At 73.0% G+C, this 20,534-nt stretch carries 12 protein-coding genes; 7 read left to right on the top strand and 5 right to left on the bottom strand.

The genetic code is table 11. From position 1 onward, the window contains the following. Nucleotides 1-168: 168 nt before the first annotated feature. Nucleotides 169-717: a MarR family winged helix-turn-helix transcriptional regulator gene (locus tag PGH47_RS20335; protein ID WP_271664625.1), complete on the bottom strand. Its 549-nt coding sequence runs from the start codon at nt 715-717 to the stop codon at nt 169-171. Nucleotides 718-863: 146 nt separating this feature from the next. On the opposite strand from PGH47_RS20335, the gene PGH47_RS20340 reads away from it, so the two are divergent. Then, entirely contained in the window at nt 864-2,135 is a 1,272-nt protein-coding gene (locus tag PGH47_RS20340; protein ID WP_271668103.1) for an MFS transporter, read from the top strand. Nucleotides 2,136-2,151: 16 nt separating this feature from the next. Here PGH47_RS20340 and PGH47_RS20345 read toward each other — a convergent pair whose 3' ends face one another. Continuing rightward, nucleotides 2,152-3,828, bottom strand: a complete 1,677-nt coding sequence (locus PGH47_RS20345; protein WP_271664626.1) for an ATP-binding SpoIIE family protein phosphatase — start codon at nt 3,826-3,828, stop codon at nt 2,152-2,154. 227 nt (nt 3,829-4,055) lie between these two features. Further along, on the bottom strand, nt 4,056-5,435 hold the full coding sequence (locus PGH47_RS20350) for an NAD(P)/FAD-dependent oxidoreductase (RefSeq protein WP_271664627.1): 1,380 nt from the start codon (nt 5,433-5,435) through the stop codon (nt 4,056-4,058). 384 nt (nt 5,436-5,819) lie between these two features. Here PGH47_RS20350 and PGH47_RS20355 point away from each other — a divergent pair, with 384 nt between their 5' ends. Together PGH47_RS20355 and PGH47_RS20360 are read left to right on the top strand one after the other, a co-directional pair. Then, on the top strand, nt 5,820-6,599 hold the full coding sequence (locus tag PGH47_RS20355) for a TetR/AcrR family transcriptional regulator (RefSeq protein WP_107909483.1): 780 nt from the start codon (nt 5,820-5,822) through the stop codon (nt 6,597-6,599). Between the two features lie 309 nt (nt 6,600-6,908). After that, on the top strand, nt 6,909-8,882 hold the full coding sequence (locus tag PGH47_RS20360; protein ID WP_271664628.1) for a sigma-70 family RNA polymerase sigma factor: 1,974 nt from the start codon (nt 6,909-6,911) through the stop codon (nt 8,880-8,882). A 25-nt stretch (nt 8,883-8,907) separates the two neighbouring features. Here the strand turns inward: PGH47_RS20360 and PGH47_RS20365 are convergent, their stop codons facing one another. Next, nucleotides 8,908-12,258, bottom strand: a complete 3,351-nt coding sequence (locus tag PGH47_RS20365) for an AfsR/SARP family transcriptional regulator (RefSeq protein WP_271664629.1) — start codon at nt 12,256-12,258, stop codon at nt 8,908-8,910. Nucleotides 12,259-12,312: 54 nt separating this feature from the next. Next, nucleotides 12,313-14,406 (bottom strand): asparagine synthase-related protein, encoded by a 2,094-nt coding sequence (locus PGH47_RS20370; protein ID WP_271664630.1) that lies wholly within the window; start codon nt 14,404-14,406, stop codon nt 12,313-12,315. Nucleotides 14,407-15,165: 759 nt separating this feature from the next. Between PGH47_RS20370 and PGH47_RS20375 the strand changes: the two genes are divergently transcribed. From PGH47_RS20375 to PGH47_RS20390, 4 genes are all read left to right on the top strand, one after another. Next, entirely contained in the window at nt 15,166-16,590 is a 1,425-nt protein-coding gene (locus tag PGH47_RS20375) for a hypothetical protein (protein WP_030958941.1), read from the top strand. Between the two features lie 266 nt (nt 16,591-16,856). Next, entirely contained in the window at nt 16,857-18,065 is a 1,209-nt protein-coding gene (lhgO, locus tag PGH47_RS20380; protein ID WP_271664631.1) for an L-2-hydroxyglutarate oxidase, read from the top strand. A gap of 39 nt (nt 18,066-18,104) precedes the next feature. Then, complete coding sequence (gene trmB / locus PGH47_RS20385; RefSeq protein ID WP_271664632.1) at nt 18,105-18,959, top strand: tRNA (guanosine(46)-N7)-methyltransferase TrmB; 855 nt, start codon at nt 18,105-18,107, stop codon at nt 18,957-18,959. Between the two features lie 114 nt (nt 18,960-19,073). Further along, nucleotides 19,074-20,423, top strand: a complete 1,350-nt coding sequence (locus PGH47_RS20390) for a PrsW family intramembrane metalloprotease (RefSeq protein ID WP_271664633.1) — start codon at nt 19,074-19,076, stop codon at nt 20,421-20,423. Nucleotides 20,424-20,534: the final 111 nt, after the last annotated feature.

Here is a 20,534-nt window from a genome sequence, read left to right on the forward strand (position 1 = left end):
CGACCCGGTTGGGAGATCGTGCTGGTGGTTTGATTGCCGCTCTCGCGGCGGGAGTTGCTGTCGAAGAACCGTTACGGCTCGGCGGCAACCCGAAGAACTCTACGGATCGGGCAAGGGGCTGTCAAGCATCCCCTGTCAAGATCTTTTGCGGCGGTGCCCCGACCTGCGTCAGTCCAGGTCGCTGAGGCGTCCGCCGGCGTCCGGCTGGGCGTACTCCACCCGGCGGAGCAGGCGGGTCAGGACGTCGCCGAGCGTGGTGCGCTCCTGTGGGGAGAGGTCCTGGAGAAGGTCCTCCTCGAAGACCGAGGCGAGTCGCATCGCCTCCAGCCACTTCTCGCGGCCGTCCGCCGTGAGCTCCACGATGACGCGGACGCGGTTGGACTCGTCGCGCTCCCTGGTGACCAGACCCTCGGCGACCAGGCGGTCGATCCGGTGGGTCATCGCGGCCGGCGTGAGGCCGAGCCGCTTGGCGAGGTCGCTCGGACCCATGCGGTACGGGGCTCCGGAGAGGACCAGTGCCTTGAGGACCTCCCACTCGGCGTTGCTGATGCCGAGGGCGGAGGTCTGGCGGCCGTAGGCGACGTTCATACGGCGGTTGAGGCGGGACAGCGCCGCGACGATCTGCTCGACCTGGGGGTCGAGGTCCTGGAACTCGCGCTGGTAGGCGGCGATCTGCTCTTCGAGTGTCGGTTCGCCGATGTCCGGGGTGTCGCCCATGGCCCGAGTATGGCACGGCCTTGCTTGGCGTTGAAGTCCTTCGAGGTGTACTGTTTAGCTTCTAATTTTAGCTTCGAAGTCTTCAGACCTACATCGATGGGTCTTCATTGAGAGAGGTGAACGTGACCAGGGCGATGGGCGCAGCGATGCGCCGGATTCACGTGGGCAACGCACTCAGCGCGTTCGGGCTCGGCTTCACCGTCCCCTACCTGTACGTCTATGTGGCGCAGGTGCGGGGGCTGGGTGCCATGACGGCGGGGATGGTCCTCGCCGTCTTCGCCGTGGCCGCGCTGGTCGTACTGCCGTTCGCCGGGCGGGCCATCGTCCGGCGTGGCCCGCTGCCGGTCCTCATCGCCGCTCTGGTCACCGCCGCTCTCGGTTCGCTGAGCCTGGGACTCGCCGGGACCGCGGCGGCCGTACTGATGTCGGCGGCGGCGCTCGGGGCGGGGCAGGCCGTGATGCAGCCGGCGCTCGCGACGATGATCGTGGACTGCTCATCGGCGGAGACCCGGTCTCGGGCGTTCGCAACGCAGTTCTTTCTCCAGAACCTGGGGCTCGGCGTCGGCGGGCTGATCGGTGGGCACCTCGTCGACACGACGAGCGTCTCGTCCTTCACTCTGCTGTTCGCGATCGAGGCGGCGATGTTCCTGCTGCTCGTCGTGGTGATGGTGACCGTGCGGATGCCGCACGCGCCGCGGGTCGACGGGGCGCCGACCGGGCAGTCGGCGAAGGGCAGCTGGAAGCAGATGCTCCAGAACCGGGCGATGGTGCAGCTGTGCGTGCTGGGCTTCGTGCTGTTCTTCGCCTGCTACGGCCAGTTCGAGTCGGGGCTGAGCGCGTACGGCGTCGAGGCCGCCGGGGTGTCGACGTCGGCGCTGGGGACCGCGCTCGCGGCCAACACCGCGATGATCGTCGTGGCGCAGTTCGCCGTGCTGAAGTTCGTCGAGCGGCGCAGGCGGTCGCGGGTGATCGCGGCCGTGGGTCTGATCTGGGCCGTGGCCTGGCTCGCGGCGGGGTACGCCGGGCTCGGGCACGGGAGCCGGGAGATGGCCACGGCGGCCTTCATCTCCACGTACGCGCTGTTCGGGCTCGGTGAGGCGATGCTGTCGCCGACCGTCGCTCCGCTGGTCGCGGACCTGGCGCCGAGCGGGATGGCCGGGCAGTACAACTCGGCTTTCGCCCTGGTGAAGCAGCTGGCGCTGGCGGTGGGGCCGGCGGTGGGCGGGCCCATGGGCGCGGCGCTGCACGGGCCGTATGTCGTGACGTTCCTGCTGTTCTCGCTGGGGATCACCTATCTGGCGGTGCGGCTCGGGCGGCAGCTCAGTGCCGTGCAGGATCAGCCGTGGCTGGGGAAGAGCCGGGTCGTGGCGCAGGGGAGCGCCGCTCCGGCGGCGGGGCCGTCCCGGGCGCACGCCTGATCTTTTCCCCGGGCCGCTAGCGGCTCCCCTTGGGGAGGACGAACTCGCACCAGACCGCTTTTCCGCCCCCGGGTGTGCGTCTGGAGCCCCAGGCCGAGGCGATCGTGGCGACGATCGCGATGCCTCGGCCCGATTCGTCGACCGGTTCGGCTCGGCGGCGGCGCGGGAGGTGGTCGTCGCCGTCGGTGACCTCGATGATCAGGCGGCGGTCCGTGCGGCGCAGGCGCAGCCGCATGGGCGGGGTGCCGTGCTGGAGGGAGTTCGCGACCAGTTCGCTGGTCGCGAGGACGCCCAGGTCGTGCAGGTCCGTGGGGAAGCGCCAGCTGGTCAGGACGCCGGAGGCGAAGGCACGCGCGCGTGGTGCGGCCTCGACTCCGCCGAGGAGTTCCAGGGCGGCGTTGCGGAAGAGGTCGCTGTCGGGGCCGGTGCGGGCCGGGTGCTGGAGGACGAGGACGGCGACGTCGTCGTCGTGGTCGGCGGTGACGCCCGCCGAGCGGACCAGGCGGTCGCAGACGACCTGGGGGGTGCCGGTCGCGCCGGCGAGGGCGCGTTCGAGGGAGGCGATTCCCTCGTCGAGGTCCTCGTCCCGGCGTTCGACCAGGCCGTCGGTGTAGAGGACGGCGGTGGAGCCGGGGCTCAGGGCGATCGAGCCGGACGCGTGCATCCAGCCGCCGGTGCCGAGCGGCGGGCCGGTGGGTTCGTCGGCGCGCCGGACGTCGCCGTTCTCGTCGCGGACGAGGATCGGGAGGTGGCCGGCGGACGCGTAGACCAGGCGGCCCTCGTTCGGGTCGTGGACGGCATAGACGCAGGTGGCGATCTGATTGGCGTCGATCTCCGTCGCCAGGCCGTCCAGCAGTTGCAGTACCTCGTGCGGCGGGAGGTCCAGGCGGGCGTAGGCGCGGACCGCCGTGCGGAGCTGGCCCATGACCGCGGCGGCCCTTACGCCCCTGCCCATGACATCGCCGATCACGAGGGCGGTGCGGCCGCCGCCCAGGGTGATCACGTCGTACCAGTCGCCGCCGACCGCGGCCTCGGTGCCGCCGGGGTGGTAGGTGGCGGCGATGCGCAGGTCGTCGGGCTCCTCAAGCTCCTGGGGGAGAAGGGAGCGCTGGAGGGTGACGGCCGTTTCGCGCTGGCGGCGTTCGCTGGCGCGCAGGCGCTCGGCGGCCTCCGCGTGGTCGGTGACGTCGGTGGCGAAGACGAGTACCCCGCTGACCGGGGTGGCGGCGCTGCCGTCGCCCTCGCTGACCGGGGTGCAGGTGAAGGTGTAGGAGCGGCCGTCGGGGGCCTTGCGGGACTTGAGGGTGCGGGGCTTGCCGCTGCGCAGGACCTGGTCCAGGAGGGGCAGCAGGCCCAGTTCGGCCAGTTCGGGCAGGGCCTCGCGGGCGGGTTCGCCGGAGGGCCGTACGCCGAAGGCCGTCGTGTAGGCGTCGTTGACGTAGGCGAGGCGGTGGTCGGTGCCGTGGACCAGGGCGACCAGGGCCGGGACGCGGTCGAGGACCTCACGGACCGGCAGCTCGTCCACTCCGGGGATCGGCTCGCCTTCGTCGGTGAGTTGTTCGACGCGGGCCGAGGGGACGGGGCTCGGGCTCTCTCCCCGGTGGTCCGGGGTGGTCGCCGCCGCGTTCTCGGTCCGCGCTGCGGCGCGGCGCTGCGTTCCGGGGAGCCGGGCGCTCCAGCGCGTGAAGTTCACGAATCCTTGCCTCGTGTCGTCGTCTTCGGCCGGCTCCGGACCCGGCCGGGGGTCTGCGGGGCGGCGGCACCCCGGGGTTACGGCACTGTGGGGAGAGCCTCGTGGTGCGCAGGGCGGGCGGGTGCCCGTCCTGGGGTCGGGGTCGGTTCGGGATCAGTCTGGCAGTGCGGCCGACCTGGCCGACACCCGTCAGACGCCTGCCCTGTCGGTGGAGTTCCTGGGTCCGGTCAGGACGACCCCTTCGTGTCGTCTCCCGGGTTGTGTGGATGCTTTCCACCGGCCGCGAGTTCGAACTCCGCTCGGGGATGTTCGAGCGAACCGAGGGAGACGATCTCCCTCTTGAACAGACCCGAAAGTGTCCATTCGGCCAGGACGCGGGCCTTGCGGTTGAAGGTCGGCACCCTGCTCAGGTGGTAGACGCGGTGCATGAACCAGGCAGGGTAGCCCTTCAGCTTGCGGCCGTAGACCTGGGCGACGCCCTTGTGGAAGCCGAGGGAGGCGACGGAGCCCGCGTACTTGTGCGCGTATGTCTCCAGGGGTTCGCCGCGCAGCGTGTGGACGATGTTGTCGCCGAGGACCTTCGCCTGGCGCACGGCGTGCTGGGCGTTCGGGGCGCAGTCCGTGCCGGGCTCGGCGGCCGTGACGTCGGGGACGGCGGCGGCGTCTCCCGCGGCCCACGCGTGCGTGGTGCCGTCGACGGTCAGCTCGGCGGTGCATTTCAGCCTGCCGCGCGCATTAAGTGGCAGGTCGCTCGCCGCGAGGACCGGGTGGGGTTTGACGCCGGCCGTCCACACGACCGTGCGAGTGGGGAAGCGGGCCCCGTCGCTGAGGACGGCGACACGGTCGGCGCAGGACTCCAGGCGGGTGTGCAGGCGTACGTCGATGTTGCGGCGGCGCAGTTCGGTGACTGTGTAGCGGCCCATGTCCTCGCCGACCTCGGGCAGGATCCGGTCGGAGGCCTCGACCAGAATCCACTTCATGTCCTCGGGCCGGATGTTGTGGTAGTAGCGCGCGGCGTAGCGGGCCATGTCCTCCAGTTCGCCGAGCGCCTCGACACCGGCGTAGCCGCCGCCGACGAAGACGAAGGTGAGGGCCGCGTCGCGGATCTCGGGGTCGCGGGTGGAGGAGGCGATGTCCATCTGCTCGATGACGTGGTTGCGCAGGCCGATGGCCTCTTCCACGGTCTTGAAGCCGATGGCGTGGTCGGCGAGGCCGGGGATGGGCAGGGTGCGCGAGACGGAGCCGGGGGCGAGGACGAGTTCGTCGTACGACAGCTGTTCGGTGCCCGTGCCCTCCTCCTCGGTGGCGAGGGTGGTGAGGGTGGCGGTGCGCTTGGCGTGGTCGATGGCGGTGGCTTCGCCGATGATGATCCGGCACTCGGGCAGGACGCGGCGCAGCGGTACGACCACATGGCGTGGCGAGATCGAGCCGGCCGCCGCTTCGGGCAGGAACGGCTGATAGGTCATGTACGGGTCGGGAGTGACGACGGTGATCTCGGCTTCACCTCGCCCGAGTTCCGGTTTCAGCCTCCGCTGGAGACGCAGAGCCGTGTACATCCCGACGTAGCCGCCGCCGACAACGAGAATGCGCGCACGTTCCTTCACCATCCCATGACGCACCCGACGCTTGCGTTTGTCCACAGGCTCGACAATTTGTGTGACCGGCGGCCGACGCGGCCGCGATTTGGCCGAATTGCCGGAGTGCGCGGAGTCTTCGCAGGTCAATGGGTGTGCGCCGGGGGATCGCAGGTGGCGCAAAGGGGACGTAAACCGCCCGTACTCCGATCGAGGGGCGCTCCGTGCGGAACCTGCCCCTTCTGAATTGACCCTCGCTCAACTATGTTCGTGTGTCGACGGGGTGTAGGGGGATGCGCTCTTCGGGTCCATGAGTCACACGAAACGGACTCGTGGTCCGGGCATGTTCCGCGACGCTCCGGCTTTTGCAATGACGGGGAGTCTCCGGGGGGAGACGTCATTACCGGGGGATCGCTTATGCATGTTCAGGATTCTCGTTGGTCTTCCGCGACCGCCATCACACACGGCGGCGGAGCGGTGGGCGGCACGTTGAGCGCGGCCGCGAGCAACGGACGCGGGGACGGCCCGCGTTCGGCGCCGCTGCGCGTGGACGCACAGCGCAATCTGGAGCACGTACTGCGTGCGGCGCGTGAGGTCTTCGGCGAGCTGGGATACGGCGCGCCGATGGAGGACGTGGCGCGGCGCGCGAGGGTCGGCGTCGGGACGGTGTACCGGCGCTTCCCGAGCAAGGACGTCCTGGTGCGGCGGATAGCCGAGGAGGAGACCTCCCGGCTGACCGACCAGGCGCGTGCCGCGCTCGGCCAGGAGGACGAGCCGTGGTCGGCGCTGTCGCGCTTCCTGCGTACGTCGGTGGCCTCGGGCGCGGGCCGGCTGCTGCCGCCGCAGGTGCTGCGGGTCGGCGTCGCCGAGGACGGCACGGGGCTCGACGAGGCGCGGGTGCCGCAGCAGCGGATGCAGCCGGGCGCCGGTGAGCTGCGGCTCGTGCCCGAGCAGCCGGCGGTCTCGGCCGACCCGGCGGACGACGCGGGTGCGGCGGCTCTGCTCGACGTGGTGGGCCAGCTCGTGGAGCGGGCGCGCGCGGCGGGCGAGCTGCGGGCCGACGTCTCGGTGTCGGACGTACTGCTGGTGATCGCGACGGCGGCGCCCTCGCTGCCCGACGCGGCGCAGCAGGCGGCGGCCTCGGCGCGGTTGCTGGACATCCTGCTGGAGGGTCTGCGGTCGCGGCCTCAGGCGTGAGCCGGGCCGCTGCCACGACCGTGACGTCCACGGGGTGCCGGATCGGCAAGGGGTGACCGGGAGGCGGGGTGCCGCACCGCCCTCGCCTCGCGCACCTCGGGAACATGCCGGGCGTTTCGGGTGCCGGCCTCAACTCCGGCCCGCCGACGGCTGCTTGAGCTTTCCCCGCGAGGGCGGGGCTAGTACTGGGTTGCGGGAAGTCCCCACGGACGGGTGGATGTCCGTACGAGTGGGTCCTGACCAAAAGCCAATGTGGCACCCTGACCCGGTGTCCGGGACTGGTGCAGCTGGCGGCGGGGGCTTTCCGCGATGAGCGTTGACGGGTGGGACGAGTCACGCGGTGACGGGGAGTCCTCGACTCCCCAGGTGCCGAACCAGGGCGGACCCGCCGACGTGCCACCGGGCGGCGTCCCGGCCCAGCGCGACCGACGCCAGGACGGCGTGCTGCCACCGTCGCTCGAGCTGCCGCCGTCGGACGCCGACCTGATCGGCCGGATGCGCTCCGGCGACGACAGCGCCTACGAGGAGCTGTACCGGCGCCACGCGGAGGCGGTGCGCCGGTACGCCCGCACCTGCTGCCGCGACGCCCACACCGCGGACGACCTCACCGCAGAGGTCTTCGCCCGCATGCTCCAGGCGGTTCGCGGCGGTTCCGGTCCCGAGCACGCCGTACGCGCCTATCTGCTCACCTCGATCCGGCGGGCCGCCGCGGACTGGACGAGGTCGGCGCGGCGCGAGCAGCTCGTCGACGACTTCGCGGTGTTCGCCACGCAGTCCTCGGCGGTGGCCGTGGCGTCCGCCGAGGACACCCTGGACCTCGGCGCGGACGTGCGCGCGATGCACGAGGCCGAGCAGTCCATGGCCATGCAGGCCTTCCGGTCGCTGCCGGAGCGCTGGCAGGCCGTGCTGTGGCACACCGAGGTCGAGGACGAGTCGCCGAGCGAGGTCGCCACGCTCTTCGGCCTCGACGCCAACGGCACGCGCGTGCTCGCCAGCCGCGCCCGCGAGGGACTCAAGCAGGCCTACCTCCAGGCCCATGTCAGCGCCAGCCTCGCCGGCGACGAGGAGTGCTCCCGCTATGCCGACCGGCTGGGCGCCTACGCCCGCGGCAGCCTGCGCACCCGCGCCGAGCGGGGTCTGCGCAAGCACCTGGAGGAGTGCGCCAAGTGCCGGCTGGCCGCCGGTCAGATCAAGGAAGTCGCCAGCGGTATCCCGGCCGTCGTGCCGGTCGCGGTCATCGGCTGGTTCGGCGTCGCCGGGTACGCCAAGGCGGCCGGGCTCATCGCCGGCGGTGCCGGGGCGGGTGCGGCCGGTGCCGCGGGAGCGGCCGCCGCGGCGAGCGGGGGTTCGTCGAGCGGTGCGGGGGCGGCCGGCGCGGCGAGCGGTTCGTCGAGCGGTGCGGGGGCGGCCGGCGGGGCCGCGAGCGGGGGTTCGTCCGGCGGTGCCGGGGGCGGTGCGGCGGCCTCCGAAGGGCTGGGCGCGCCCCTGAAGGCCGGGATCGCCGCCGGTGTGGTGGCGGTGGGCGTCGCGGTGGCGATCGTGCTCGCGCTGGCCGGCAACGACGAGCCGGCCCGGCACAACGACGCCAAGCAGCCCCCCGTCCCCTCCCCCGTCGTCGAGGAGACGCCGACCCCGAAGCCGCCGAAGCAGGAGCCCACGCCGCGGCCCCCGGAGACCGCCCCGGCCGCGGAGCCCGAGGCGGCCCCGAGACCGACACCGACCCCCACCCCGACGCGCTCGCCCAGTCCGGCGCCCACGCCGAAGCCGACCTCGACTCCCACGCCGACACCGACACCGACTCCGCCCCCGACGCCGACACCCACGCCCACCCCGACGCCACCGCCGGCCCCGGCCGACTACCAGTGGAGCGAGCTGTCGTACGACCTCACCGGTGACGGCAGCGAGCCCGAGATGCGGCTGTACGAGAGCAGCTGGGTGTGGCAGCGCGGCGGCGTGTCGATCGGCGGCGAGCAGTACGCGCACGGCGTCACCGTGCACGGCCGGTCCTCCGTCACCATCGACCTCAACCGGCAGTGCGCCGCGTACAGGGCACTGGTCGGCGTCGACGACATGAACCTCGGCCTCGGCAGGTTCTCCTTCTCGGTGTACGCCGACGGCGTGCGCCTGTGGCAGTCCCCTGTCGTCAAGGCCGGGGACGCGGCGATGCCCGTACAGGTGAACCTCACCGGTCGCGAGACCGTCCGGCTGGTCGTCGAGCCGCGTGGCACCGTCAACAACCTGCTGCTCGCGGACTGGGCCGAGTCGAAGTTCAGCTGCCGGTGAGGCAGTTGGTTCCGTTCGGCAGGGTCTACGGCTGCGGCGGCGTCCACGGCTTCGGCCGGGCGGACGGCTGAAGGTCGCGTACGGCCTCGGCGAGCTCGTCCAGGACCTCGTCGTGGGTGAGGGCTCGGCCCCGGTCGTACTCGGCCGTGAACCGCTCGGCGCCCAGGACCATCCGGGCGTCGGCCTCCGCCCGCTCCGCGGACTCGCTCTCCGGCAACCGGCGCGGTTGGTCGCCGCGCCAGTGGTCCGAGGCGGCGAGCAGACGGACCGCGCGCGCCGGGTCGCCGAGCCGGGTCAGCAGTTCCGCCGCGCCGTCCGCGAGGGTCGCCGTGATCACATCGGCACAGCGGTTCTCCACGGCCAGGCGCAGGGTGTCGGCCATGCGCGGCAGCCCCTGCTCCGGTCCCGACTCCATCGTCGTCGTCAGGGCGTCGACGATGTTCAGCAGCACGAGGAACTGGGGCGGCAGCGTGGCGCTCTCGGTCTGCGCGCGGGCCGCCTCGCACAGCTCACGCGCGCGTGCGGCGTCCTTGTCGTCCAGCGCCAGCCGGGCCCGCATCAGCAGCACGAACGCCCGTGAGTCCGCCACCCGGTACCGGTCGGCCGCCGCGCCCGCCTCGTCCAGCGCCGCCAGCGCGGCCTCACGGTCACCCGCGCGGTAGGCGATCTCCGCGAGCCGGGCGATGAGGAACGGCGTCTCGGCGTACGCGCCCACCTCATGGGCGAGGCGCAGCGCCTTCTCGAACTCGGCCTCGGCCTCCTCGTAGTGGCCGCGCGACATGGCCGTCTCGCCGGCCGCGCTGGACACCTGGGCCCGCATCCAGCGGTCGCCGGCCCGGCGGCTGAGGGTCCGCAGCTCCGCGAGGTCGTCGTCGACGGTCGCCAGGCCGCCCGGCGCGTCGACGAGCATGTGCGTGCGGAACATCAGGATGCAGCCGACCTCCCAGTCGCCGCCGTACACACGGCAGTTGGCCAGTACGGCGTCCATGACCGGCCCCGTGTTCACGGTGTCGCCCAGGATGTACTGGGTCAGCGGCCAGACCATGCCCGGCATGCGGGCCGATTCGGGGCCGCCGCGCGCGAAGTGGGCCCGGACCCGCTCGATGTACGGCCACCAGCGCTCGTCCTGCCAGTGCTCCACCGGTTCGAACTCGATGGAGAGGAACAGGTGTTGCAGGCGGAGGTTCATCCGGTGCGGGTGCCGTGGGTGGCGGGCCTGTCCCTCCGGGTCCGCGAGGAAGGCGTCCAGGTCGGAGGCGGGACGGGCTCCGGGGTCCGCGGATGCCGCGTCCAGGGTGGCGCACAGGCGCAGGATCCGGTCGGCCCAGGCCGCGCCCTCCACGCGGTAGTTGCGCAGCCACCAGAACCAGCACATGGCGAGGGAGATGGCCGTGGCGTCCGGTTCGTCGCCCGCTGTCAGCGCGCGGTCGAGGGCCGCGCGGATGTTGTCCAGCTCGGTCTCCAGGCGGGCGATCCACGGGAGCTGGCCGGCGGAGCGCAGCAGCGGGTCGGCCTCCTCCACGAGCGCGCGCACCCACGCGCGATGCCGGCGCTCGGCCGCGAGCCGCAGCTCGGGGAGCTCGGCGGCGCGCTCCACGGCGTACTCGTGGATGGTCTCCAGCATGCGGTAGCGCATGCCGTCGGAGCCGTCCCGCTCGTACGGGGTGGCCACGATCAGGGACTTGTCGACGAGGGCGCCGAGGACCTCCGCGACCGGTCCGGTGCACACGGCCTCGGCCGCCGTGAGGTCCCAGCCGCCCGCGAAGACGGACATCTCGCGCAGGGCCGTGCGCTCGGGCTCGTCCAGCAGGTCCCAGGACCAGTCGACCACCGCGCGCAGGGTCTGCTGGCGGGGCAGGACCGTACGGCTTCCGGAGGTGAGGAGGCGGAAGCGGTCGTCGAGGCGGTCGGCGATCTGCCGGGGTGTGAGCAGCCGCAGCCGGGCCGCCGCCAGCTCGATGGCGAGCGGCAGGCCGTCGAGGCGGCGGCAGATCTCCGCGACGGCCTCCTGCTCGCGGCCTGCGCGCAGCGCGGTGGCGGCGTCGGGGCGGACGGCCGCCGCGCGATCCGCGAAGAGGCGGTGCGCGTGGTCGGGGAGCAGGGGTTCGACCGGGCGGACCGACTCGCCGGGGATGCCCAGGGGTTCACGGCTGGTGGCGAGGATCGTGAGGCCCGGACAGCGGGTGAGGAGGGTCTCGGCGAGGGTGGCCGCGGCGCCGATGACATGTTCGCAGTTGTCAAGGATCAGGAGTTGGCTGCGGGCCGCGCAGTACTCGATCAGCAGGGCGAGCGGGTCGTCCTGCTGGGCCGACAGCTCGTTGGTCAGGAGCACGGTCTCGCGCAGACCGAGTGCGTTGACCACCGCGCCGGGCACCGCCTCCGGCCGGTCGAGCGGGGCGAGCTCGACGAGCCATGCCTGGGGGACGCCGGTGGCGGCCTCCTCGGCGAGACGGGTCTTTCCGGAGCCGCCCGGTCCGGTGAGCGTGACCAGTCGGGCCCTGTGCAATTCGGAACGGATGGCGTCGAGTTCGAGTTCCCGGCCCACGAAAGAGGTAAGGCGCGGACGGAGGTTGCCGGTGCGTTCGGGGTGGGCCCGATAAGGGGTGGGTGGCTCGGGGGTTCCCCCAGGGGGCGCCTCGGGGGACGTGCCGGCGGACGCCGGCGACAGGAGTTCGGCGTGCAGCGCCCGGAGCTGGGGCCCGGGGTCGGTGCCGAGGCCGTCGGCCAGTGCGCGGCGGGCCGTCTCGTACGCGGCGAGGGCGTCGGCCGGGCGGGACGTGTCGCGCAGGGCGCGGATGAGGAGGGCGTGCAGGGGTTCGTCGTACGGGTACGTCGCGGTCAGTTCCCGCAGTTCGGGTACGGCGTTGTGGGCGTGGCCCCGGCGCAGGTCCGCCTCCACGCGGGTACGGGTCGCCTCCAGGCGCAGGGCCTCCGGGCGGGAGGCGGCGGCGGTGCGGTCGGGGAGGTCGGCGAGGGCCGGGCCGCGCCACAGGGCGAGGGCCGTGGTGAGGGCGTGGGCGGCGGTGGCCGGGTCGTCCTGGGCGAGGGCGGTCGTGCCCTCGTGGACGAGGCGTTCGAAGACGAAGAGGTCCACGTCGTCCTTCGTCGCGGTGAGGCGGTAGCCGCCGGGGGCCGAGGTGACGGTGTCCTTGCCGAGGGTGCGGCGGAGGCGGGCGACGAGGGCCTGGAGGGCGGCGGGGGCGTCGTGGGGCGGGGTGCCGGCCCAGACGTCGTCGATCAGGGTGTCGGGGGTGGTGAGGTGGCCCGGGCGCAGGGCCAGGGCGGTGAGCAGGGCGCGCAGGCGCGGGCCGCCGACGGGTATGACGGTGCCCTGGTCGTCCTCGGCCTGGGTGACGCCCAGGATTCTGTACCGCACTGGGTCATTGTCGCGGGGGTGGCCGGGTGGGGCGAGGCGCCCCACCGCGCTCCCCTACACGCGCCGGCCCCCGGCACCGGCCCCCAACGCTCCCCGCTGCGGCGTGATCCCCGCCGGTACGGCGCGCTGCCGGGCCGGGGTTCCCGTCCAGCAGGTGCCTCGGCGGGCCAGCAGCCGGTGGAGCCAGAGTTCGAGGGAGACGAGGTCGGCGAGGCCGTCCAGGGGGAGGGGCTCGCCCTCGGCCGCCGCGCGGAGGGCCTTGCGGACGACTCGGGCCTCCACCAGGCCCGCCTGGGCGAGGAGGGGGGTGCCGAAGAGGTTCATCAGGGAGTCGGTGGCCACCCTCAGGCCGGTGCGGGCCGCCACCGCCGCCGGGGCGTGGGAGGGGACGCCCCAGCCGAGCGGGAGGTCGGCGACGCCGGCTCCCTCAAGCACCGTGCGCAGGATCGCCGCGCGGGCGCCGGGCTGCACGCGCAGGGCCTCCGGCAGGGCCCGGCAGGCACGGACGACCTGGTTGTCGAGGAACGGCGTGTGCAGGCGCTGGGAGCGGATCTCGGCGGCCTGTTCGAGGATCCGGATGTCGGAGGCGTACCGGGCGAGGGCCGCACGCGCGCGGTGATCGCCGGGACGCTGGCCCGGACCCACTCCGTTGCGGCTCGTCGACGCTTGCAGGCGAACCGATACTTCAGCCAGCGCCTCACCGGTCAGCCAGCGCGCCGCGGGGCCCGGTCTGGCCCAGGTGAGCGCGGCGAGCGAGGCCCCGACGGCCCCTCCGGGCTCGTCGAAGCGGCGTTCCATCAGACGGTCGGCGAGGGACTCCAGTCCCGTCCGGTACGGGGTCCGGGCCAGCTTCCGTGCCGCGCCGTACACGCGCGCGGGGACGAGCACCGAGCCGTCGGCCTTCGCCAGGGCCGCGACCGGGCGCACCAGGTGACGTCGTTTGCGGTCCATCAGGAGGTCGGCGAGGCGGGCCGGGTGGGCGTCCAGGACCTGGCGGGCGCCGTAGCCGGTGAAGTGGTCGGCGCTGCCGGACGCGAGGCGGGCGCGGTGCCGGGCCGCCGTCACCAGGCTCGGGCCGGGCTCGTCGGTCAGCGGGCCGTCCAGGTCGGCGTACGGCAGTGTCTCCTCGCCGCCGGCCACCACCACGTGGTGCAGGCGCGGGTTGGCCGCGAGCGCGCCCGCCCGTTCCAGTTCCGCCTCTCGGCCGCCGACCGCGAGGTCGTTGAAGGTGACCGCCAGGAGGCGTTCGCCCGCGCCCGTGCCGTGGCCCAGCACCGTGCCCGGCATGCCCGGGAGGCCGGCGGCCAGCAGTGCCAGGGTGCCCGACGCGGGGCCGCCGGAGAGGTCGGCACCGATGCCCGGAACCGGCATCCCGCGCGCGGCCCGCCGCTCGGCCGGCCCCATCCCGGGCACCGGGCCGGGGTCGATGTCGGGGACGTGGCGGGGCGCCGACAGACGCGCGCGTACCGCCTCCACCAGGGCGTCGCGGACGTCGTCCACCGCACTGTCCGGGTCGGCCGGCGGTGCCGCGACCGCGAGCGAGGCGACGGGCTCGTATCCGGCGATCTCGCGTGCTCCGGCGCGCAGGATGAGCGCATGTCCCGGCGGGATGCGCCGTACGCCGTCGTAAGGGGTGGAGTCGTGCAGGGCGGCCGGTACGTCCGGGGCGGCGAGCAGGGCGGCGAGGTGTCCGAAGTCGAGGTTGGCCTCGATGAGGTCGGCGAGGGGGAGCGCGGCGGTCGCGTACGCGGTACCGCCCGCCCAGGGGGTGTAGAACACCGGCCGGGCGCCCGCCAGGTCGCCGCACACCATGAGCCGGCGGCCGACCTGGACGACGGCCGTGTAGCTGCCCGACCAGGCCGTCAGATGGCGAAGTGCCCCTCCGCGCGCGGCGAACAGGCCGAGGCGGAGCTGTTCGTCGCTCGCCCCGCAGGTGCCGAGGACGGCGATCCGGTTCTGCGGGTCGGCCTTCACCACGCGGACCTCGTCGGGGCGCCAGTCGCCGACCGCCCACAGCGGATCGGGGTCGCCCCAAAGGAGTTGGGACCCCACCGGGTGCACGGTCTCGCCGTCGCCTCCGGTCGCCCCGGCGGAGCCGATTCCGGCGGCCACCGCGGCGGTGCTGCTCCATCCCACCAACCACCGCATGGACGCCTCCACAGGCTGTGGACAACCAGTGCACCGTACGAACCGGTTCACCATGCTGCCATGAAGGAAGCGTGCCGGAGCGGCGGCGGAGCAGGTCGGGATCGGGCGGTCAGGCCTGGGCAGGCGCCCGCTGGGCGGCCGGCACGCGCTCTGAACACCCGTACGGGGCAAGGGGATCCACCCGCGCGAGAGCACGCGGTCCGCGTGTGCCGAGCGACAGGATCGAGCAATTCCGCGGCGCGAATGCGCCCCCGATACGCTCCCTAAAAACTTCCTTCGCGCCCTCAACTGCCATGGTAGGAGGGGCAATCACCCGCGAAAGGCGGGGTCGATTTTCGGCCAAATCAGCGTCGCAGGGACAGGCTCACGCACGCTCCGTACAAGCCCTCCGCACTACTCGCCGTGCTCGTCGCGTGCGCAGTCCGGGGAACGGAGTGCGCCCCCCGGACCGTTCCGCCGCCCGCGGGGATGTAGGCGGCGGAATCCCCCAGCCCACTGGATCCAGTACAGCGGGCCGACCCACGCAAGAGCCATGGAACCGCTCCCCGGATGGCTGGAGAAGAGCGCACGGACGGGCGCACGGCCACACACCGGGGGCACGTCACAACTGTGCGTAGGGGGTGCGCACTTGAGTACGGACCACAATCCCGCCATCCGGAAGAATGCCCCTTAACGCTTGGGATGCGGCGAACTACGCTGGGTTTACGAATGCCGCGTGGTTATGCCAGCGCGGCAGCCGTCTGTGTCGAGGGGTGGCGCATGTCCAGGGAGCAACGCGGGCCGAACGAAAAGCTCGGCGCCGTTCTCGCCCTCGCGGGAATCAGCAACGCAGGACTCGCTCGGCGCGTCAACGACCTTGGCGCTCAGCGGGGCCTGACTCTTCGCTACGACAAGACCTCGGTGGCGCGCTGGGTGTCGAAGGGCATGGTGCCGCAGGGCGCCGCGCCGCACCTCATCGCCGCCGCGATCGGCCAGAAGCTCGGCCGCCCCGTGCCGCTCCACGAGATCGGCCTGGCGGACGCGGACCCCGCACCCGAAGTGGGCCTCGCCTTCCCCCGTGACGTCGGACAGGCGGTGAAGTCGGCGACGGAGCTCTACCGTCTCGACCTCGCCGGCCGCCGCGCGGGATCCGGCGGCATCTGGCAGTCGCTCGCCGGATCGTTCGCGGTGAGCGCATACGCAACGCCTGCCTCACGGTGGCTGATAACCCCGGCCGACAGTTCGGTCGCGCGCGAGGTGAGCCCTTCCGAGGGTTCCGGCGCACCGCTCAAAGTCGGCCACAGCGATGTGCAGAAGCTGCGGGAGGCCGCCGAGGACGCCAGGCGCTGGGACTCCAAGTACGGAGGCGGCGACTGGCGTTCGTCCATGGTGCCCGAGTGCTTACGGGTGGAGGCGGCACCGCTGCTGCTCGGCTCGTACTCGGACGAGGTGGGCCGGGCCCTGTTCGGCGCGAGTGCCGAGCTGACCCGTCTCGCCGGGTGGATGGCCTTCGACACCGGGCAGCAGGAGGCCGCGCAGCGGTACTACATCCAGGCGCTGCGGCTCGCCCGCGCGGCGGCCGACGTACCCCTCGGCGGGTACGTCCTCGCGTCGATGTCGCTCCAGGCGACCTACCGGGGCTTCGGCGACGAGGGCGTCGACCTCGCGCAGGCCGCGCTGGAACGCAACCGGGGGCTGGCCACGGCCCGCACCATGAGCTTCTTCCGTCTCGTCGAGGCACGCGCGCACGCGCGCGCCAATGACGCGCAGGCGGCCGGCGCCGCCCTGAAGGCGGCGGAGGGCTGGCTGGAGCGCTCCCGGGAGGGCGACAACGACCCGTCCTGGCTCGGCTTCTACTCCTACGACCGCTTCGCCGCGGACGCCGCGGAGTGCTACCGGGACCTGAAGGCGCCGCGCCAGGTGCGGCGGTTCACCGAGCAGGCCCTGTCGAAGCCGACGGAGGAGTTCGTGCGCTCGCACGGGCTGCGGCTGGTCGTCTCCGCGGTCGCCGAGCTGGAGTCGGGCAACCTCGACGCGGCCTGCGAGCAGGGCGTACGGGCGGTGGAGGTCGCGGGGCGGATATCGTCCGCGCGCACCACGGAGTACGTGAAGGACCTGCTGCACCGCCTGGAGCCCTACGGCGACGAACCGCGGGTCGTGGAGCTGCGGGAGCGGGCACGGCCGCTGCTGATGGCGCCGGCCTAGGTGTCCCGCCCGGAGGACCGGCGGCCCGGCATGCCCGGGCCGCCCTTCGTGCTGCCCTGCGGCGAACCGCGTGAACTTTCCGTGGCCGATTCGAGGCAGGCGAATGGCCGGAATTCCCGGCCTTGCCCAAGGTTCTCCCCCGTAATCACCGGGAATCGCCTCGCCGGGGGCACGAGCGCCGGCACCGGGGACGGAGCGCGGCGTTCCGTGGGTTTGACCGCACTGTCAGTGGCGCAGTGCATTATCGGAACCGGGAGGTGGGGCAGGTGCGGGCGATCGCTTACGACTGTGACGTGCTCGTGGTCGGCGGTGGCATCGTCGGGCTGGCCACGGCGTACGCGATCACGCGGGCGGCGCCGGGCACCCGGGTGACCGTGCTGGAGAAGGAACCGGGACCGGCCCGGCATCAGACGGGACGCAACAGCGGGGTCATCCACAGCGGGATCTACTACCGGCCGGGATCCCTCAAGGCGCGGTACGCGGTGCGGGGCGCCGCCGAGATGGTCAAGTTCTGCGCGGAGTACGGCATCGCGCACGCCGTCACCGGCAAGCTGATCGTCGCGACCGAGCGCGAGGAGCTGCCCCGCCTGCACGCCCTGGTGCAGCGCGGCCGGGAGAACGGCATTCCGGTCCGGGAGCTGCGGTCCCCCGAGATCACGGAGTACGAACCCGAGGTGCGCGGCCTCGCCGCCATACACGTCGGGACGACGGGCGTGTGCGACTTCGTCGGGGTCGCCCGGCAGCTGGCCGAGGGCTCGGGGGCGGACATCCGCTACGGCGCCGAGGTCGAGCGTGTCGACCGGCGGCCGGACCTGGGGGTCGCCGTGCGCACGACGGCCGGGGACATCGTGCGCGGACGGGTCCTGGTGAACTGCGCCGGGCTGTACTGCGACGAGGTGGCCCGGCTCACTGGGGACGAGCCGGAGGTGCGGATCGTGCCGTTCCGGGGCGAGTACTACTCCCTGGCACGGCCCGAGCTGGTGCGGGGGCTGGTCTATCCGGTGCCGGACCCGGCGTTCCCCTTCCTCGGCGTGCATCTCACGCGCGGCATCGACGGCGGCGTGCACATCGGCCCCAACGCGGTGCCGGCGCTGGCCCGGGAGGGCTACGACTGGGGTGTCGTACGGCCCAGGGAGGTCGGGACGACGCTGGCCTGGCCGGGAGCCTGGCGGATGGCGCGCCGGCACTGGCGGTACGGCGCCGGGGAGCTGCGGCGGTCGGTGTCCAAGGCGGCGTTCACGGTGGCGGTGCGCAGGCTGCTGCCCGCGGTGACGTCGGACGACCTGGTGCCCTCGGCCGCGGGGGTGCGGGCGCAGGCGGTGCTGCGGGACGGGTCACTGGTGGACGACTTCCTGATCAGCGAGGGCCCCCGGGCGGTGCACGTACTGAACGCCCCGAGCCCCGCGGCGACGGCTTCGCTGCCGATCGGCCGGGAGGTGGCCCGCAGGGCGCTGGCGGTGCTGGGCTCGGTGTGAAACCCGGTGCGTCCCGCTCCCCGTAAAATCGACCCCACTGTGTCTGACTCCCTCAACGCCTCCGAAGCCCCCCAGCCCGCCACCACCCCGGCTCAGCCCGGAACCGGTGAAGAGGGCGTGCGTCATGCCCCCGGGGTCTCCGTCCGGCACACCCGGGCCAAGGGTGAGCCGCGGTTCCCGGACGGGCCCAAGGCCGATCCGGCCGGGTCGCACTTCGAGCGGCGGATCCGCAGTTTCCAGCCGCGCCGCAGCCGGGTGACCGCGGGCCAGGCGGACGCGTTGCAGCGACTGTGGCCCAAATGGGGCCTGGACATCGACGGGCAGCACGTCGTCGACCTGGCCGAACTGTTCGGGAACGACAACCCCGTCGTCCTGGAGATCGGCTTCGGCATGGGCGAGGCCACCGCGCAGATGGCCGCCGGCGACCCCGGCACCAACATCCTCGCCGTCGACGTCCACACCCCGGGGCAGGGCAACCTCCTCAACCTCGCCGACCACCACGGGCTCGGCAACGTCCGCGTGGGCAACGGGGACGCCATCATCCTGCTGCGGGAGATGCTGGAGCCGGACGCGCTCGACGGGCTGCGCGTCTACTTCCCGGACCCCTGGCCCAAGAAGCGGCACCACAAGCGGCGCCTCATCCAGCCCGAGTTCCTCGGCCTCGCCGCGACCCGGCTGCGACCCGGCGCACTGCTGCACTGCGCCACCGACTGGGAGCCGTACGCCGAGCAGATGCTCGAAGTGCTGACCGCTCATCCCGACTTCGAGAACACCGCCCCCGACGGCGGTTTCGCGCCCCGTCCCGAGTTCCGGCCGCTGACCCGTTTCGAGGGCCAGGGACTGGACAAGGGTCATGTGGTGAACGACCTGCTCTTCCGCCGCGTACAGCGGTAGGAGCAGCGGGAAGAACAGCACCGACGAGAACATCGACAGCAGCAACCCCCCACCGGCGCCCGAGCCCCCTCGCGCTGCTGCGGGCGGCGCCCCTGCCTCGTTAGGGTCAATGCCGTGGCCACCTGTCCCCCGTACCCGACGCACCCCACCGGTCCCACCGGCGGCGCACTGCGGCACGCGCACTGGTGGCAGAAGCGATGGGTGCGCTACGGCGCGCTCAGCACCCTCCTCGCGCTCTCCGGCCTTGTCATCCTTGCGCTGGTGCGTGAGCAGACCGGCACCGAGGGGTTCCTGGTCGGACTCGGGCTCGCCGTGCTGCCCGTGCCGCTGCTGGTGGCGTCCTTCCGCTGGCTGGACCGGGTCGAGCCGGGTCCCTGGCGCAATCTGCTGTTCTCGTTCGCCTGGGGCGCCTGCGCGGCGGCGCTGATAGCGATCGTCGCCAACAGCTTCGCGACGAGATGGATAGCGACCGCGACGGCCGACCCGTCGCACGCGGACACCCTGGGCGCGACCGTCATAGCGCCCGTCGTGGAGGAGCTGGCGAAGGCCGCGGCCGTGCTGCTGGTCTTCCTGTTCCGCCGCCGGGACTTCACCGGCATCGTCGACGGCGTGGTGATAGCCGGCGTCACCGCCACCGGCTTCGCCTTCACCGAGAACATCCTCTACCTGGGTACCGCCTTCGGTACCGACCAGCTCAGCGGCGACAGCGGCATCGCCTCCGTCACGGCGGCGACCTTCTTCGTCCGCGTCATCATGTCGCCCTTCGCGCACCCGCTCTTCACGGTCCTGACCGGCATCGGCTTCGGGATCGCCGCGCTGTCGGGCGAGCGCCAGCAGGTGCGCCGCGTCCTGCTCCCGCTCCTCGGCCTGCTGCTCGCCATGGGCATGCACGCGATGTGGAACGGCTCCTCGGCCTTCGGCGAGTACGGCTTCTTCGCCGTGTACGCGACCCTCATGGTGCCCGCGTTCGGGCTGCTGACCTGGCTGGTGATCTGGACCCGGCAGCGCGAGCTGCGGACCGTGCGCGAGGAGCTGCCCGCCTATGTCGTCGCCGGCTGGCTGTCGCCGGGCGAACCGTTCGCGCTGGGCTCGATGCGGGAACGGCGGGTGGCCCGGCAGTACGCGCGCCGGCACGGCGGACGGACGGCGGCGCGGACCGTGGCGCAGTACGAGGCCTACGCCACCTCGCTGGCGTTCCTGCGGCACCGGGGCCGCCGCGGCCGGGCCGGCGCCGACTTCGTCGTACGGGAGCAGGAGTTGCTGCACGCGCTGTGGCACCGCCGGGAGTTCGCCCGCCCTGCCCTGGAGCACGCGGCCGCCGCACAGTCCTGGCGGGGGCACGAGCACGGTTACGGCCACCCGCACGTGGCGCCGCTGCCGGTCTACTGGCAGTCCTACGGCCAGGTCGAAGGGCCGATGTACGGCCCGGCGCCGTACCCCGCTTACAACCCGTACCGGACGTGACCGGGCCGGCGTACCGGGGGCGTTGACGGACTCTTCCGGACATGCCGAAAACCGGCAGCCCTGGCGTCGGGGGGTCGTCGCCAGGACTGCCGGGGATCAGACGCGATACCC

The organism is Streptomyces sp. HUAS 31, from assembly GCF_028198125.1.
Taxonomy (GTDB): domain Bacteria; phylum Actinomycetota; class Actinomycetes; order Streptomycetales; family Streptomycetaceae; genus Streptomyces; species Streptomyces chartreusis.